At 74.3% G+C, this 14,269-nt stretch carries 15 protein-coding genes; 9 read left to right on the top strand and 6 right to left on the bottom strand.

The window, feature by feature from the left end; all coding sequences use genetic code 11:
- Positions 1–27 precede the first annotated feature (27 nt).
- The 5 genes from ACFYPD_RS04755 to ACFYPD_RS04735 are packed head-to-tail and all read right to left on the bottom strand — an operon-like array spanning position 28 to position 6,737.
- Complete coding sequence (locus ACFYPD_RS04755) at positions 28–588, bottom strand: hypothetical protein (protein ID WP_387108849.1); 561 nt, start codon at positions 586–588, stop codon at positions 28–30.
- Positions 585–2,519, bottom strand: a complete 1,935-nt coding sequence (locus ACFYPD_RS04750; RefSeq protein WP_387108846.1) for an MFS transporter — start codon at positions 2,517–2,519, stop codon at positions 585–587. Before ACFYPD_RS04750 ends, ACFYPD_RS04755 begins: the two co-directional genes overlap by 4 nt.
- A 1-nt stretch (position 2,520) precedes the next feature.
- Entirely contained in the window at positions 2,521–5,997 is a 3,477-nt protein-coding gene (locus tag ACFYPD_RS04745; protein ID WP_387108843.1) for an ATP-binding protein, read from the bottom strand.
- Between the two features lie 49 nt (positions 5,998–6,046).
- Positions 6,047–6,409 (bottom strand): hypothetical protein, encoded by a 363-nt coding sequence (locus tag ACFYPD_RS04740; protein WP_091317037.1) that lies wholly within the window; start codon positions 6,407–6,409, stop codon positions 6,047–6,049.
- 13 nt (positions 6,410–6,422) lie between these two features.
- Positions 6,423–6,737, bottom strand: coding sequence for a hypothetical protein (locus ACFYPD_RS04735; RefSeq protein WP_151465372.1), 315 nt, complete (start codon positions 6,735–6,737; stop codon positions 6,423–6,425).
- A 361-nt stretch (positions 6,738–7,098) separates the two neighbouring features.
- On the opposite strand from ACFYPD_RS04735, the gene folP reads away from it, so the two are divergent.
- The 7 genes from folP (at position 7,099) to ACFYPD_RS04700 (ending at position 11,707) form a co-directional block, all read left to right on the top strand.
- Positions 7,099–7,965 (top strand): dihydropteroate synthase, encoded by an 867-nt coding sequence (gene folP / locus ACFYPD_RS04730; RefSeq protein ID WP_387108840.1) that lies wholly within the window; start codon positions 7,099–7,101, stop codon positions 7,963–7,965.
- Positions 7,962–8,321, top strand: coding sequence for a dihydroneopterin aldolase (folB, locus tag ACFYPD_RS04725; protein ID WP_387108837.1), 360 nt, complete (start codon positions 7,962–7,964; stop codon positions 8,319–8,321). The genes folP and folB overlap by 4 nt, the downstream gene beginning before the upstream one ends.
- The gene (gene folK / locus ACFYPD_RS04720; RefSeq protein WP_387108835.1) at positions 8,318–8,845 is read left to right on the top strand and encodes a 2-amino-4-hydroxy-6-hydroxymethyldihydropteridine diphosphokinase; all 528 of its coding nucleotides are present in this window, start codon (positions 8,318–8,320) and stop codon (positions 8,843–8,845) included. Before folB ends, folK begins: the two co-directional genes overlap by 4 nt.
- 61 nt (positions 8,846–8,906) lie before the next feature.
- Positions 8,907–9,395 (top strand): DUF3180 domain-containing protein, encoded by a 489-nt coding sequence (locus ACFYPD_RS04715; protein WP_387109189.1) that lies wholly within the window; start codon positions 8,907–8,909, stop codon positions 9,393–9,395.
- Positions 9,396–9,514: 119 nt separating this feature from the next.
- On the top strand, positions 9,515–10,747 hold the full coding sequence (locus ACFYPD_RS04710; RefSeq protein WP_387108831.1) for an ABC transporter permease: 1,233 nt from the start codon (positions 9,515–9,517) through the stop codon (positions 10,745–10,747).
- A gap of 69 nt (positions 10,748–10,816) precedes the next feature.
- A complete protein-coding gene (locus ACFYPD_RS04705; protein WP_387108829.1) occupies positions 10,817–11,125 on the top strand; it encodes a hypothetical protein in 309 nt (102 codons plus the stop codon).
- Between the two features lie 81 nt (positions 11,126–11,206).
- Positions 11,207–11,707 (top strand): hypothetical protein, encoded by a 501-nt coding sequence (locus tag ACFYPD_RS04700; protein ID WP_387109187.1) that lies wholly within the window; start codon positions 11,207–11,209, stop codon positions 11,705–11,707.
- A 107-nt stretch (positions 11,708–11,814) separates the two neighbouring features.
- Here ACFYPD_RS04700 and ACFYPD_RS04695 read toward each other — a convergent pair whose 3' ends face one another.
- Positions 11,815–12,801 (bottom strand): ABC transporter ATP-binding protein, encoded by a 987-nt coding sequence (locus tag ACFYPD_RS04695; protein WP_387108826.1) that lies wholly within the window; start codon positions 12,799–12,801, stop codon positions 11,815–11,817.
- 2 nt (positions 12,802–12,803) lie between these two features.
- On the opposite strand from ACFYPD_RS04695, the gene ACFYPD_RS04690 reads away from it, so the two are divergent.
- Entirely contained in the window at positions 12,804–13,490 is a 687-nt protein-coding gene (locus tag ACFYPD_RS04690) for an ABC transporter permease (RefSeq protein ID WP_387108824.1), read from the top strand.
- Positions 13,487–14,209 carry an ABC transporter permease gene (locus ACFYPD_RS04685; RefSeq protein WP_387108821.1) on the top strand — a complete coding sequence of 241 codons (723 nt, stop codon included), beginning with the start codon at positions 13,487–13,489 and terminating at the stop codon, positions 14,207–14,209. Before ACFYPD_RS04690 ends, ACFYPD_RS04685 begins: the two co-directional genes overlap by 4 nt.
- Positions 14,210–14,269 lie beyond the last annotated feature (60 nt).

Here is a 14,269-nt window from a genome sequence, read left to right as displayed (position 1 = left end):
CCGGTGCGGTGGCACCGGACGCGGCGCTCACTGTCGCTCCCAGTCGACCGCGTCCACCAGCCACCGGCCGTCGGGGGCCACCAGTTCGAGCCGGAGCCGGCCGTCGTCGAGTGGAACCAGCACCTCCACGAAGGACTCCGTCCGGGGCCGGAGGGTCACCCCGCCGGTCATCCGGCTGGCGGGCACGGTCTCCGGGTCGGCGCCGGTCATCTTCTCGGCGAGCGCGGGTGTGGAGAGCGGCCGCAGGCGTGACTGCCACGCCTCGCCGCTGCTGCCCGGGCCGGTCAGCCAGGCGGTGGTGAACCGGCTCGCGGTCTGCTCCGGGGTGGCCTCGCCGGGTCGGGTCTTGGGGGAGACCGCCGCCGGCGGGCTCGACAGCACCCCGTCGTCACCGGCATGCGGGTTGGCCGTGCTGATCGGCTGGCTCGGGCGGGTGCTCAGCCCGAGGGTCGAGTCGACCGGGCCGGAGACCAGCCGGGCCGCGCCGATCACGCCGAAGACCAGGACGGCGATCACCAGGGCGACACCGAGCCGGGACCGCAGTAGCCGGGTGAACAGGAATTCCAGTGCCCGCCGCACCGGTCTCACCGTGCCTCGGAGCGGATCCGCGGCGCCGGCTTGGGCGCGGGGGCGCGCTCGGCCGAGTCCGGCCGGTAGACGGCGAAGGACGGCGCCTCCTCGGGCACGTCCGGTCCCGTCCAGTTCGCCTGGCCGCGGCGGGGCCGGGGTGCGGTCGGGCGGCCGGACCCGCGTTCGGCCGGTGGGGCTCCCTCGGGCCGCTCCCGCCCGCCGGTCCGTTCCCGTTCGACCACCGTGACGGTGTGCGCCGGGTCCTCGTGCCGGGCCTCCGGCCGGAGGCTGCGCTGGTCGGCCGTCACGGCGCGCCGCCGCCCCATCGCGGGCTCGGCGGTGCCGCCCGGCTCGGCCACGTCGAGGCGAGCCGCGACCCGCATGTCGCGGAAGAACCGCCGGTGCCAGGAGCCCGCCGAGCTGACCGCCTCGCTGCTGTCCTTGCCGCCGAGCTGCGTGATCCGCCGGTACGGGCGGAGCAGCAGCCAGCCCACCACGCCGCAGAGCCAGACCAGGACCACCTGGAGCCAGCCGGGCAGGGTCGGTGTGTTCATGATCAGATCCACGGCGAACAGGTAGATGGCCGCGCCCGTACCGAAGATGGCAATGTTGAACACTGCGGCGACCACGGCGTTGGCCAGCCGCCGGAGGCCGGCGCTCGCCGGGCGCATCAGCCCGACCGTGCCGAGGATCGGCGCGGCGATCACCGCCCAGCGGAAGATCAGGAAGCCGAGCAGCACCAGCAGCGAGGCGGTCAGGTCGAACATCGCGAAGAGCAGCGAGGCCAGCACCGCGATGAAGCCCGCCCCGATCCGGTCCATGTCCCGGACGCCCTGCAGGTACTCGTACGCCTCCGGGTCCTCCGACTTGATCTGCTCGGCCACCCGGGCCCACTGCTGTTGCTTGGCCTTGATGACCACATCACGGGTGGCGGGGTTCGCGCGGATCGACTCCGCTTCATCCCAGGTCAGCGACTTGGCGTCGTAGAGCGCAAGACCGTACTTCTTGGCGGTCTCGCTGTCGGCCGAGCCGAGCACGCCGCGTAGCCAGTTCCGGTAGAGCATGGTCTCGGTGGCGGTGTCGCTGGCCCGCACGGCCGGGGGCCGGTGGTCCTTGCACGCCGCGGGGTTCGGGTCGTCGCACTGCCCCGGAGGCGTGTCCTTGGAGGTCGGGCCGACGGCGTCGTGCACCACGCCGAGGGTGGTGATCAGGGTGCTGTCGGCGATGTTCGCCGACTTGACCGGCCAGGCGGCCAGGGCGGTCACCGCCACCATCACCAGGATCGCCCAGCCCGCCGTGGTCATGGCGTTGCTCATGTCCGACTGGCGCGAGCGCCAGAGCAGGTAGAGGCCGACCACGCAGATGGTGATGATGCCGAAGACGCTGAACACCTTCTGGTAGACGGCCTTGGTGGCCTGCTCCACGAGCGGGTCGGCCCAGCGCCACATCGTCCGCGGGTCCCAGGCGCGCTCGCGCAGCGCGTTCGACGCCCCGATGATCGCGTTGGCGAACATGAACTCGCCGTTCGCGACCATCGTGGTGAAGCGGTAGTCCGGATGCAGCACCGAGGAGGCGCAGCCGCCGTCGACGTCGTACGTCGTGTAGCTGTATCCGGCGTACCCGTAGTCGCTGTAGAGGCCCTTGGGGCCGGGCTGCTTGGCGGAGTCGGGGCGGGAGGCGAACCATCCGGCCAGGCCGGAGTCCGGCGCGCCGGGCACGGGCGCGTTGCGGCACTCGACCTGGTCCTCGCTGACCGCCTTGAGCTCGGCGACGCAGGCGCGGAAGTTAACCTGCCACTCCTTGGTGCTGCACAGCTCGGCCCGGGCCTGGGCGGCCGGCCCGGCGGCGTACGCGGGTGTCGCCCCGACCAGCGGCCAGGCGATGGTGGCCCCGGCCAGTACGCCGAGCGCGAGGAGGAGCGCCGCGATCCGTGCCCGGGCCCTCGCCATGTCACGCCTCCAGATCAGCCAGGACGGTCGGCAGCTGCCCGGCGGCCTGGGCGACCGCTGCGGGGGTGGTGTCCAGGTGTTCCAGCAGCCCGTCGACGTACGACACGTCGACCCGGACCTTCTGCACGCGACCGTCGACGTCGCGCATGACGAACTCGCGGAAGCCGAGCCGGGCGGCCGAGCCGCTGTCGGCCTGGGACAGCGAGGCGAGGGTGGCCTCGTAGCCGTCGTTGACCGGCACCCGGAGCAGCCGCAGCGCCTCGGAGGCGATCTCGGTGTCCTCGGCGATGCGGCCGACGAACACGGTGGAGACCAGGTTCTGCACGTCGAGCCCGAGGATGTCCTTCGGGTTCTGCGAGGCGACCAGCGCGGCCAGGTTCCACTTGCGGGAGTCGCGGGCGAGGCGGACCAGGAACGACCGGCCGGAGCGCCAGCCCTCCATGAAGTGCGCCTCGTCCAGGCCGACCAGCTTGCGGGAGGACATCGAGCCGCCGTAGCAGCGGCGGACGGCCAGCCGGTGCGCGGTGTGCAGCATCGGCAGGGCCAGCGCCTCCTCGGCCGACCAGTACTCCCGCTCGATCTTGAGGTCGGGCAGCCGGAGCCCGGCCATGGTGATCACGGTGAGCGCCGCGTCGGCGCCGAGCAGCCCCTCCGGCGGACGGCCGAAGAAGAGCATGGCCAGCGGCATCTCGGCGGTGTCGAGGAGCAGGTTGGCCAGCTCCCGGCCGGCGTCGTCGTCGAGCCCCTGCAGGCAGGCCACCACGTCGTCCAGGGTGGAGGCCTCCTCGGCCGGCACCTGGCGTACGGCGTGCCGGAACAGGGTGGCCGTGGACGCCTCCCGGGCCACCTGCGGCGGCACCAGCATCATGCAGATGTCCTGCACCAGCATCCGGCGCTCGGCGCGGGCGTTGGAGACCGCGATCTCGAACTCCCGGTCGCCGGCCGCCCCGGCGCCGAACTCGCTGCGCAGCGGCGTGGGGATCAGCGCGTACGGGGCCAGGGTGCCCTGCTCCGAGCCGGTGAGGTTGAGCACCCGCGAGTACGGCGCCAGCTCGGGCATGGCGCAGAGCCGGGCCAGCGGGCCGGACGGGTCGAGCAGCGTCACCTGCACGCCGCGCCGGGCGGCCAGGTAGCCGAGCGCGCCGAGCAGGGTGGACTTGCCACCGCCCGGCTCGGCGACGAAGACGGCGAGGCCGGAGCGCTCGCGTACCTCCATGGGGAAGTGCAGGTCGAGGAAGACCGGGCGGCGGCAGGTGCCGGCGGTCCGGCCGATCAGGTCGCCGCGCCGGTCGCCGACCGTGGAGGCGGCCTGGGGCAGCGCGGCGGCGAGCAGGTTGACCGGCATCCGCCGGACGTAGCCGGTGTTGGCGATCGGCTCGCCGGGGATGAACTCGCGGGCCAGCCAGTCCTGGTTCTTCGGGTGCTGGAGCGAGATGCGCAGCTCGCGCGAGTAGAGCTGGATGAGCCGGCGGGCCCGTTCCAGGCACTCCTCGCGGGTCCGGCCGCCGACCGCGATGCGGTGCCAGCCGTGTGCGCGGGCCGAGTCCACCGGCAGGCCGGTGGTCATCTCGTCGCCGATCACCAGGGCCCGCTTGGCCAGCCGCTCCAGCTCGGGCGGGGCGTCGATGCCGTGCTCGGCGTAGTCGAGCTGCTGGGAGCGGATCATCCGGAGCCGGTGTTCGAGGTTCCGGAAGGAGTCGCCGGGGCCGAGGATGTCGACCCGCGTGGAGAGCTCCATCGGCCAGGGCAGCCGCTCGTGGAAGTGCAGCCAGGGCTCGTGCCGCTCGGGGATCTCCAGCGGTTCCATCCGGCCGACCGCGAGCACGGCCACGTGCCGTTCCTCGCCGGTCATCCGGTTGACCAGCTTCACGGTGGAGCCGTACGGGGTGCGGTAGCGCTCGACCTGCTCGGTGAGGGCCAGCAGATCGCCGCGTTCCCACCGCCCGTTGGTGATCGGGGACAGCACGCCGGGTGGCGCCATGCAGAGCGCCACCGAGCGGTAGAGCAGCCACTCCAGCTCCTGCGCGGTGACCCGGCGGCCGCGCATGCCGAACGCGCCGAGCACCTCGTCGAACTGCTCGACGGTGCGGCCCAGCCGGCGCCGCTCGCCGTCGGCGGTGCCCCGGCCGAAGGTGCGCAGCAGCCGCTCGGTGAGCGAGTCGCCGAGCGAGCGGCGGGCGAAGGTGACGCCGAGGTAGGTCTGCCCCTCGGCGTGGTTGACCGCCATCAGGTGCCGCTGCGCCGCGACCAGATGGTCGGCCCAGCCGGTGGTGCCGGGCACGTCGGGCAGCGGCGCGGCGGTGTGCGCGTCGATGGTGCGGGCCCACTCGTCGGCCGGGAACGGCCGGGTGGTGCGGCGCAGGTGCAGCCGGAAACCGGCCAGGCCGGCGTACTGCTCGGAGATCGCCGAGAGCAGCGCCTCGCGCTCGGCGTCGGGGCGGAACGCCCAGCGCACCTCGGGCAGCCAGTACCAGGCGGTGACCGTGTTGGGAGTGAAGGTGAGGTGGCCGGCGATCTCGGTGACGGCCAGTTCGACCGAGGGGTCCCGGTCGCCGAACTTGATCTTCGGGGCCCGGACCCGGACCGGCTTGGCGGGCTTTCCGCCGCGCTCCGGGGACCGCTGCCGGGGCGGGGCCACCTCCCGGTTGGGCGGCGGGCTGACCTCGCGGGTGGGGGCGGTGGTCATCTCGCGCCCGTTCGGACGGGCCGGCTCGGCCGGCCGTCGGTCGGGCCGGCGGCCGGGGCGCTCGACCGGGCCCCCGGGCTCGGTCGGCTCCGGCTCGACGGTGGGCCGGAGCGCCGGGAGCCGGTCGCCGACCTGGTGCGGCACCCGGGTACGGGCGCCCGGCGCCGACTCGAGGGCGGGCTGCTCCGGCGGCTCGAGGGCGGCCTGCGCCGCCGGGCGGGCGGCCTCGGGCGCCTCGCGCGGCCGACCCACCGGGCGGCCGACGGGCGGGCCCTCCCGGAGCCGGGCGGCCGCCGGCTGCTCCTCGGGCAGGGCAGGCAGGGCGGGCGGCAATGGCAGAACCGGCTCGACCGGCTCGACCGGAGCGGTGTGCGGGATCGGCAGGGCCGGCTCGACCGGGGTGGCGTGCTGGTGCGGGATCGGGAGCGCCTCCCGGCCGACGCCGCGCCGGGGCGGCGCCACCACCGGCTCCACCGGGACGGGCGGGCCGGCGGGCGGGCTCGCCGGCCGGCGGACCCGGGGCTGCGCGCCGCCGAAGAGGTCGAGGAAGGGGGAGTCGATGTCGCCGCTGTCGGCGACCGCCGGCGCCCGCTGCTCGGAACCGCGGGGGGCCAGCGGCCGGGGCGGCTGGAAGACACCGACGCGACCGTGCTGGGGGCTGGTCACCAGGGCCGGGTCGAGGGTGGCCTCATCCAGCTCCTCGTCCGGTGGGTAGTCGAACGATCGCGCACGGTTACCGTAGGGCCCGGCCGGACGTCCGGCCGGGGAACCCGGCGTGGAAGAGCGACTCATGCGACCGCCTCACCCGCGTCGTTCGTCTGCGCCGTCGGCGTACGCCCGGTCATGCCAGTTCCTCCCGGATCCTGATCCGGCTCGCGACGAGGCGCGGGTCGCGCAGCTCGGCGGCCGGCTCCCGGGTGCGTCGCCAGTCCGTCAGCGCGGTCCGGATGACCATGCGCGCCGGCCGGTCCGGGTCGACGTACCGGAAGATGAACGAGGTGGTCACGATGGCGAGCGAGATCTCCCAGGCGGGAAAGAGCTCGACCTGGAGCGTGAACAACCAGTGGATGAACATGTAGAGGGGTACGAGCAGCATGAACAGGCCGTACTGGGCGTACGGCAGGTGGACGGGAAGGGTGTACCCGGGCGGCCCCAGGTAGACGAGGCGTGCCCGGTAGATGTCGTCGTCGGTGCGCAGCCGCATCGTCGCCCAACGCCTATTCGAAGATCAGGTTGATCAGGTAGTCGCCGACGAAGAAGAGCGTGGCGGCGCCGGCGATGAAGGCCAGCCCGATGATCGCGATGGCTGAGCTGGTCAGCACCTTGGAGATCTCACCGCGGCTGGCCCGGCCGATGAAGATCACGCCGAGCACCGCGAGCAGGATCGGCGCGATCTTGCTGGCGAAGAAGGAGACGACATTGTTGGTGTCGATGCCCTTGGGGGCCGGCTCGGCGAGTGGAGTCGACGCCAGGGTGTGGAGCGCGTGGTCGACGGCTGCGGACGCCGTCCCCATGAGCTCGATGGCGATCACTGGAAAACCTCCCCAAGGTCGCGGCCGGCGGCGCCGCGGTGGTGCACGTGGGCAAAGCCTGGCGGGATGGTGCTCGTTCCACACAGCGTCGGCGACGCTGCGTTCGTCACCCACCACGCAGGGTGGTGAGCTTTGGGAGGATTCTTCCCGCTTCGGCCCTCCCTCCAGGCTTCGCCATCTCGATGCTGGGCAATTCCAAAGCGTACGGCCCGGCCACCTTTGCGACAACCCGCGAAGAGTCGACCCGGAACGGACCCGAAGACCGATCGTACACCTGTTCCAATCGGCACGTCAGGGGCGTCGTCCACCGGGGTCGCCCGGGCCACCGGAAGCCCTGCTGACGACCGGTACTGTCGGGTCCGTGACCGATCTGGTACGGGCGGAGGCCCCGGTGGTGATGGGCGTCCTCAACGTCACGCCCGACTCCTTCTCCGACGGCGGCAGATACGCCGACCTGGACGCCGCCGTCGCACACGGAGTGCGACTGCGGGCGGCCGGCGCGGACCTGGTCGACGTGGGCGGCGAGTCGACCCGGCCGGGCGCCGACCGGATCGACGCGGAGACCGAGATCGCCCGGGTGCTGCCGGTGATCCGCGAGCTGAGCGCCGCCGGCATCCCGGTCAGCATCGACACCAGCCGGGCCCGGGTGGCCGAGGCGGTCCTCACCGCCGGCGCGGACGTGGTCAACGACGTCTCCGGCGGCCTCGCCGACCCGGACATGGCCCGGGTGGTCCGGGACGCCGGCTGCCCCTGGGTGCTGATGCACTGGCGGGGCCACTCGCGCGAGATGCGGGACCTGGCCCGCTACACGGACGTGGTGGTTGACGTGCGGGCCGAGCTGAGCCGGCGCGTCGACGAGGCGCTGGCCGCCGGGGTGGCCGCCGACCGGATCATCGTCGACCCGGGGCTGGGCTTCGCCAAGACCGCCGCGCACAACTGGGAGCTCAGCGCCCGCCTGCCCGAACTGGTCGACCTCGGCTTCCCGCTGCTGTTCGGGTCGAGCCGCAAGTCCTACCTGGGCCGGCTGCTGGCCGACCACGAGGGCAACCCCCGGCCGACCGCGGAACGGGAGGCGGCCACCGTCGCCACCAGTGTGCTCGCCGTGGCGGCGGGCGCCTGGGGGGTCCGCGTGCACGACGTTCGGGGCACCGCCGACGCGCTCGCCGTCTGGCGGGCCACCGGACGCCCGCGTCTGGCCCGGCCCACCACCCACGAGGGAGAGCAATGACCGACCGGATCGAGCTGACCGGCCTGCGCGCGCACGGTCGGCACGGCGTCTACGACTTCGAACGCGCCCAGGGGCAGGAGTTCGTGGTCGACGCGGTGCTCGAACTCGACCTCGCCCCGGCCGCCCGCTCGGACGAGGTGACCGACACCGTGCACTACGGCGAGCTGGCCGAGAAGCTGGTCGCCGTGGTCACCGGCGAGCCGGTCAACCTGATCGAGACGCTCGCCGACCGGCTGCTCGCGGTCTGCCTGGCCGAGCCGCTGGTCGGCGCCGCGACGGTCACCGTGCACAAGCCGGAGGCCCCGATCCCGCACGCCTTCCGGGACGTGGCGGTGACGATGCGGCGTACCCGATGAGCCGGGCCGTGCTGTCGATCGGCAGCAACCTGGGTGACCGCCTCGCCCACCTGCGCGCCGCGGTGGCCTCGTTCGGCGACACCGTGCTGGTGGTTTCCGGCGTCTACGAGACTCCACCATGGGGGGACGCCGACCAGCCCGCGTACCTCAACGCGGCGGTGTTGGTCGGGGACCCGGCGGCGACTCCGCGCGACTGGCTGGCGCGGTCCCGGGCCGCCGAGGCGGCGGCCGGGCGCGCCCGGGACCCGGAGCGGCGGTATGGGCCGCGCACCCTCGATGTGGACGTGATCGCGGTCTGGGACGCGGCCGGGGAGCCGGTGCACAGCGCGGATCCGGAGCTGACGCTGCCGCACCCCCGGGCCCACCTGCGGGCCTTCGTGCTGCGGCCGTGGATCGACATCGAGCCGCACGGCCGGTTGCCCGGGCACGGCTGGCTGACCGACCTGCTGAACGCCGAGCCGCTGGCCTCCGACGCGCTGGAACTCAGTCCGCGCCCCGATCTGGCGTTAGAGTCGGACACATGACCCTGTGGAGCCGGACGGCATGAGCCAGGCGCAGTCCCCGCGCGACCCCGACCGTTTCCGGATGGGTCCGACCCGGATCTCCACGCTGGTGGTGGCCGCCCTGGCCGCCGCCGCGCTGGCCTGGCTGCTGATCAGCGCCTTCTACTACGAGATGGCCCCCGACCTGCCCTGGCTGCCGGTGGTCACGCTGGCCGGCCTGGCCGTGCTGGAGGGGTACGCGGCGGTCAACACCCGCGGCCGGATCGAGCGCCGTCCCGGCCGCGACCCGGTGAACCCGCTGCTGGTCGCCCGGTTCGTGGTGCTCGCCAAGGCGTCCGCGCTGGCCGGGGCCATCTTCGCGGGCTTCTACGCCGGGCTGACCGGCTGGCTCTTCGTCGAGCGGACCAACGCCGCCATGGGCGACCGGCCCGCCAGCGGGGCCGGGCTGCTCGCCTCGCTCGCCCTGGTCGCGGCGGCGCTCTGGCTGGAGCGGTCCTGCCGGGTCCCCGAGCAGGAGGACGACGAGGACCGCGAGCCCGGCGACCGGGAGACTCCGCGCGGCCGCCTCTGATCAGGGGGTTCCCAGCACCTCCCCCCGCAGGTACCGTGCCTGGCGACCGGAGAGCAACGGCCGCCGCCGGTCCGCCCGCGCGTCGGACCGCACGGCCGGCCACCTGGGAGGCGCGGGCCATGGGGTACGACGAGACGGGCCGGACTGCGCCGGTGGAGACGTCGTCCGGCGTGCCCGCGGCCGTGCTGAAGAACGTCTTCGACGACCCCTCCCACGGCGAGCCCGGCCGGGACCGGATCGCCGTGCACGTGGTCTGGGAGTTCCTGCTGCTGCTCGGGCTCGCCGCGGTGACCTGGCTGCTCTGGCGCGAGGACGCGGACGCGCTGCGCGGCGGCGCGCTGAAGACGCTGCTGGTCGACGTGGCCGGGCTCGGGCTGCTCACCCTGGCTGCCGGGCTCAGCCTGCGGGCCGCCACGGTGAACCTGGCGGTCGGGCCGGTCGCGCTGGCCGCCGCGCTGCACTTCGCCGAGCAGGGTGACCGCGGCGTACGGGAGGCCCTGCTCCCGGCGCTGGCGGTGGCGGCGCTCGGCGGGCTGGCGCTCGCGCTGGCCGTGGTGGTGCTGCACGTGCCGGCCTGGGCGGCCAGCCTCGCCGGTGCGGCGGGCGTGATCGTGTACATCGAGCGGCGGACCACCCCGGTCGTGGTGCAGGGCGGCTACGACCCCCGGCGCACCGCCCTCTACCTCTTCGTCGGTTTCGCCGCGGTGGCCGTCCTCGGCGGGCTCTTCGGCGCGATCAAACCGGTCCGCCGGCTGGTCGGGCGGTTCCGGCCGGTCGCCGACCCGGCCCGGCGGCGGGGTGCCGCGGCCGCCACGGTGGCCGCGCTGGCCCTGATCGGCTCGACGGTCCTGGCCGTCCTCGGCGGGGTGCTCATCGCCGCCAACGGGGATGGCCCGGTGACGCCCGCGACCGGGCTCGACTGGTCGGTGCTGGCGATCGGCGCGGTGATGCTCGGCGGCACCAGCGCGTACGGGCGGCGGGGCGGGATCTTCGGCACCCTGCTGGCGGTCTGCACCGTGGAGGTCTTCCTGGCCTGGGCCGTGGCACACGACTGGACGATCAGCCGGTGGGCCGTCGGCGGGGCCACCCTCGGCGCCGGGCTGCTGGTCACCCGGCTGGTCGAGACGTTCGGCCGGCCACGGCCGGCGCCGCCACCGAACGCGGTCCCGGCCGGCCCGACCGGGCCGGGCGACGACGGCGCGATCAGCACCGGCTGGGCGCTGACCCCGCCGCCCGAGCCGGCCGACGCCTGGCCGTCGGTGCTGCCGGTGCGCACCACCGACACCGTCGACTCGTGGGAGTCGCCGCGCTGGGAGAACGAGCCGCGCCGCTGGGACGCCGGGGACCGCTGACCCGGGCCCGACGGCGCCGACGTCGCGTCGGGCGGGCCCGAGCTGATCTCGCCGGTTAGGCTCGGCGGCATGACGGAGACTCCTGCCCCCGGCGGCCGTACCTTCGACGAGCTGGACAAGCTCTCCACCGAGGAACTGCGCGAGCAGGCGTTCCACCTGGCCCGGGAGCGCCGCGACGTCGAGTTCTTCTGGTCGGTGCTGCGGCACATGCCCAACGCGGACGAGGCCGCGATCCTGGACGGCGCCCCCAACTCGATCGGGCCGATCGTCGACGAGGCCAATGCCCTGTGGCGGGAGATGACCGGGCACGGCTACGAAGAGCCGGAGTCCACGCCGCTGCTGCGGGCCGCCTTCATCGACTACCTGATGAAGCACTGAGCGATGACCACCCGCCGATCCTCGGCGGTGGACCGGGTACGCAGGTTTGCCCGGCGCGGCGGGCCGGGAACTGACCGCCCCATGGCCCTCACCAACCGCCCCCGCACCGTCGCCTCGTACGGCACGGCCGCCGGCACCGGCACGCTCGCCGTGCTCCTGCTCGTCGCGGTCTGCGGCAGCCCCATGTACGTGGGCTGGGTGCAGGACCACACCGACCCGACCGGGGCCGGCGGCTGGTTCCTCCGGCTGCTCGCCTGGCCGGCCTGGCGGCTGCACGCCGACGACCCGTCGCAGGGCGTGCTCGCCACCAACCTGCGGGCGATCCTGCTCATCGTGCTGGCCGCGGCGCTGCTCTACCTGCTGCCCGGCCCGCAGGTGGCCCGGGTGGAGAGCTCGGGCAGCCAGTTCTTCTCCGGCTGGGGCGCGTACGCCCTGGCCGCCGGCTGCACGGCCCTGCTGGCCACCCTCCTCGGGCCGCACGGCTCGCTCTTCGCCGCCTTCGAGTCCGCCAGCACCGGCGTCACCTACGGCTTCTTCGCCGGCTGGATCGTCGGCCTGGCCAGCCTCGGCGGACGGGCCTGACCGCCGGATCGTCGGCCTGGCCAGTCCGGTCCACCCAGCGCGGCCGGGCCTGACCGCCGGTTCGTCGGCCTGGCCAGTCCGGTCCGGCGCGGCCGGGCCTGGACCGCTCAGTCCAGCACGCCGAGGCCCAGCACCCGGGATCGGCTGAGCAGCCCCACCGGCCGGCCGTCCTCGGTGACCACCGCGTGCTCGGCGCCCGAGGTGAGCAGCCCGCCCAGCGCGTCGTACGCCGAACCGCCCAGCGGCACGGTCGGCAGGTCGGCCCCGCCGTCGGCCGGGAGCGGGTCGAGCACCTCGCGGGTCACCGGGGTGACCGCCAGCCGGCGGATGCCCCGGTCGGCGCCGACGAACTCGCGGACGAACGGCGAGGCGGGCGACCCGAGCAGGGCGGCCGGGACGTCGTACTGCTCCAGGCGGCCGCCCTCGGAGAGCACCGCGATGCGGTCGCCCAGCCGGACCGCCTCGTCGAGATCGTGGGTGACCAGCACGATGGTCTTGCGGACCTCGGCCTGGAGCCGGAGGAACTCCTCCTGCAGGCGGGTCCGGACGATCGGGTCGACGGCCGAGAAGGGCTCGTCCATCAGCAGCACCACCGGGTCGGCGGCGAGCGCGCGGGCCACACCGACCCGCTGCCGCTGGCCGCCGGAGAGCTCGTGCGGGTAGCGGCGGCCGAACTGCCCCGGGTCGAGGCCGACCAGCTCCAGCAGCTCGTCCACCCGGGCCCGCGTCCGCTCCCGGGACCAGCCGAGGAGCCCCGGCACGGTGGCCACGTTGGCGGCGACCGTCTGGTGCGGGAAGAGGCCGACGTTCTGGATGACGTACCCGATGCGGCGGCGCAGCGTCACCGGGTCGACCCGGGTGACGTCGTCGTCGCCGAGCAGGATCCGCCCGTCGGTGGGCTCGATCAGCCGGTTGATCATCCGCAGCACCGTGGACTTGCCGCAGCCGGACGGGCCGATCAGCACCACCAGTTCGCCGGCCTTCACCTCCAGGCTCAGCTCCCGCACCGCCTCCGTGCCGTCCGGGTAGCGCTTGCGGATGCGCTCCAGGGTGATCGAGGCCGCGCCGTGTCCGGCGCTCGGGGTAACGTCCACGTGTGTCCCTCCACCTGAGCTACCGGGCCGCGCCCGGTAACCCGTGGTTCTCCTGGCAGTACGTGCGGGACAACTCTGACACGATCCTGGCCGCGCTGCGCGAGCACACCTGGCTGACCGCCCGGGCGGTGCTGATCGCTGCGCTGGTGGCGCTGCCGCTGGCGGTGGCCGCGTACTGGTTCCGGTCGCTGGCCGGGCCGATCCTGGCGCTGACCGGGGTGCTCTACACGGTCCCGTCGCTGGCGCTGTTCGCCTTCCTCGCGCCCTACCTGGGCATCGGCGCGATCACCGTGCTCACCGTGGTGGCGCTCTACGCGCTGCTGGTCATCGTGCGAAACGCGCTGGCCGGGCTGAACCAGGTGCCGCCCGAGGTGCGGGAGGCCGCCGAGGGCATGGGATACGGCCGCTGGGGCCGACTGCTCCGGATCGAGCTGCCGCTGGCGCTGCCCGGCATCCTCACCGGCCTCCGGCTGGCCACGGTCTCCACGGTCGCGCTGGTCACGGTGGGCGTGGTGGTCGGCCGGGGCGGTCTCGGCCAGCTCATCTTCGCCGGCTTCCAGAACAACTTCTACAAGGCCCAGATCATGACCGGAACGGTGCTCTGCGTGCTGCTGGCGCTGGTGCTCGACCTGATCCTGGCCGGCGTCGGCCGTCTCCTCACCCCCTGGTTGCGGGGGCGGAGCTCATGAACCCGGTGCAGCAGGCGGTCGTCTGGCTGAACGACCCGCTCAACTGGACGAACCCCGGCGGCGTCCTGGACCGGCTGGGCGAGCACCTGAGCCTGTCCGCGCTGGCGGTGCTGCTCGGCTGCCTGGTGGCCTGGCCGATCGGGCTCTGGCTCGGGCACACCGGCCGGGGCGGCGGCCTGGTGCTGCTGGTGTCCAACGTCACTCTCGCCATCCCGACCCTGGCCCTGCTGACCATCCTGCCGCTGACCTTTCTCGGCTTCGGCCGGCCGGCGGTGGTGGTCGCGCTCGCGGTCTTCGCGGTGCCGCCGCTGCTGGCCACCGCGTACACCGGGGTGCGGCAGGCCGATCCGGAGGCCCGGGACGCGGCGCGCGGGATGGGGCTCTCCGGCGGGCAGGTGCTGCGCCGGGTGGAGTTGCCGCTCGCGGTGCCCTACCTGGCGGCCGGGTTCCGCACGGCCGCCGTCCAGGTGGTGGCCACCGCGGCGCTGGCCTCGTTCGTCAACGGCGGCGGGCTCGGGCAGATCATCCGGGCCGGTTTCGGACTGGACATCGCGGCCGGCGGCGGCCAGATCATCGCCGGCGGCGTCCTGGTGGCCGGGCTGGCGCTGCTCGTCGAGGGGGTGCTGGCGGTGGTCGAGCGGGTGGCCACGCCGCGCCCGCTGCGCCGGGCCCGGCGGTCGGCGAACCGTCGCGCGGCCGACGCCACGGCGGGCACTTGAGTCCCACCGGTGACGATCCGGTGACGAATCTCGCTCGGAGTTTGTCGGTCGGGTCCGGAA

Source organism: Micromonospora sp. NPDC005299, assembly GCF_042872345.1.
Lineage (GTDB): Bacteria > Actinomycetota > Actinomycetes > Mycobacteriales > Micromonosporaceae > Micromonospora.
This window is presented reverse-complemented; position numbering and strand designations above follow the sequence as displayed.

Coding starts and splice junctions, on each gene's coding strand:
- ACFYPD_RS04750 (WP_387108846.1), bottom strand. CDS start 2,519: ATGGCGAGGGCCCGGGCACGGATCGCGGCGCTCCTCCTCGCGCTCGGC.
- ACFYPD_RS04745 (WP_387108843.1), bottom strand. CDS start 5,997: ATGAGTCGCTCTTCCACGCCGGGTTCCCCGGCCGGACGTCCGGCCGGG.
- ACFYPD_RS04740 (WP_091317037.1), bottom strand. CDS start 6,409: ATGCGGCTGCGCACCGACGACGACATCTACCGGGCACGCCTCGTCTAC.
- folB (WP_387108837.1), top strand. CDS start 7,962: ATGACCGACCGGATCGAGCTGACCGGCCTGCGCGCGCACGGTCGGCAC.
- folK (WP_387108835.1), top strand. CDS start 8,318: ATGAGCCGGGCCGTGCTGTCGATCGGCAGCAACCTGGGTGACCGCCTC.
- ACFYPD_RS04715 (WP_387109189.1), top strand. CDS start 8,907: ATGGGTCCGACCCGGATCTCCACGCTGGTGGTGGCCGCCCTGGCCGCC.
- ACFYPD_RS04710 (WP_387108831.1), top strand. CDS start 9,515: ATGGGGTACGACGAGACGGGCCGGACTGCGCCGGTGGAGACGTCGTCC.
- ACFYPD_RS04705 (WP_387108829.1), top strand. CDS start 10,817: ATGACGGAGACTCCTGCCCCCGGCGGCCGTACCTTCGACGAGCTGGAC.
- ACFYPD_RS04700 (WP_387109187.1), top strand. CDS start 11,207: ATGGCCCTCACCAACCGCCCCCGCACCGTCGCCTCGTACGGCACGGCC.
- ACFYPD_RS04685 (WP_387108821.1), top strand. CDS start 13,487: ATGAACCCGGTGCAGCAGGCGGTCGTCTGGCTGAACGACCCGCTCAAC.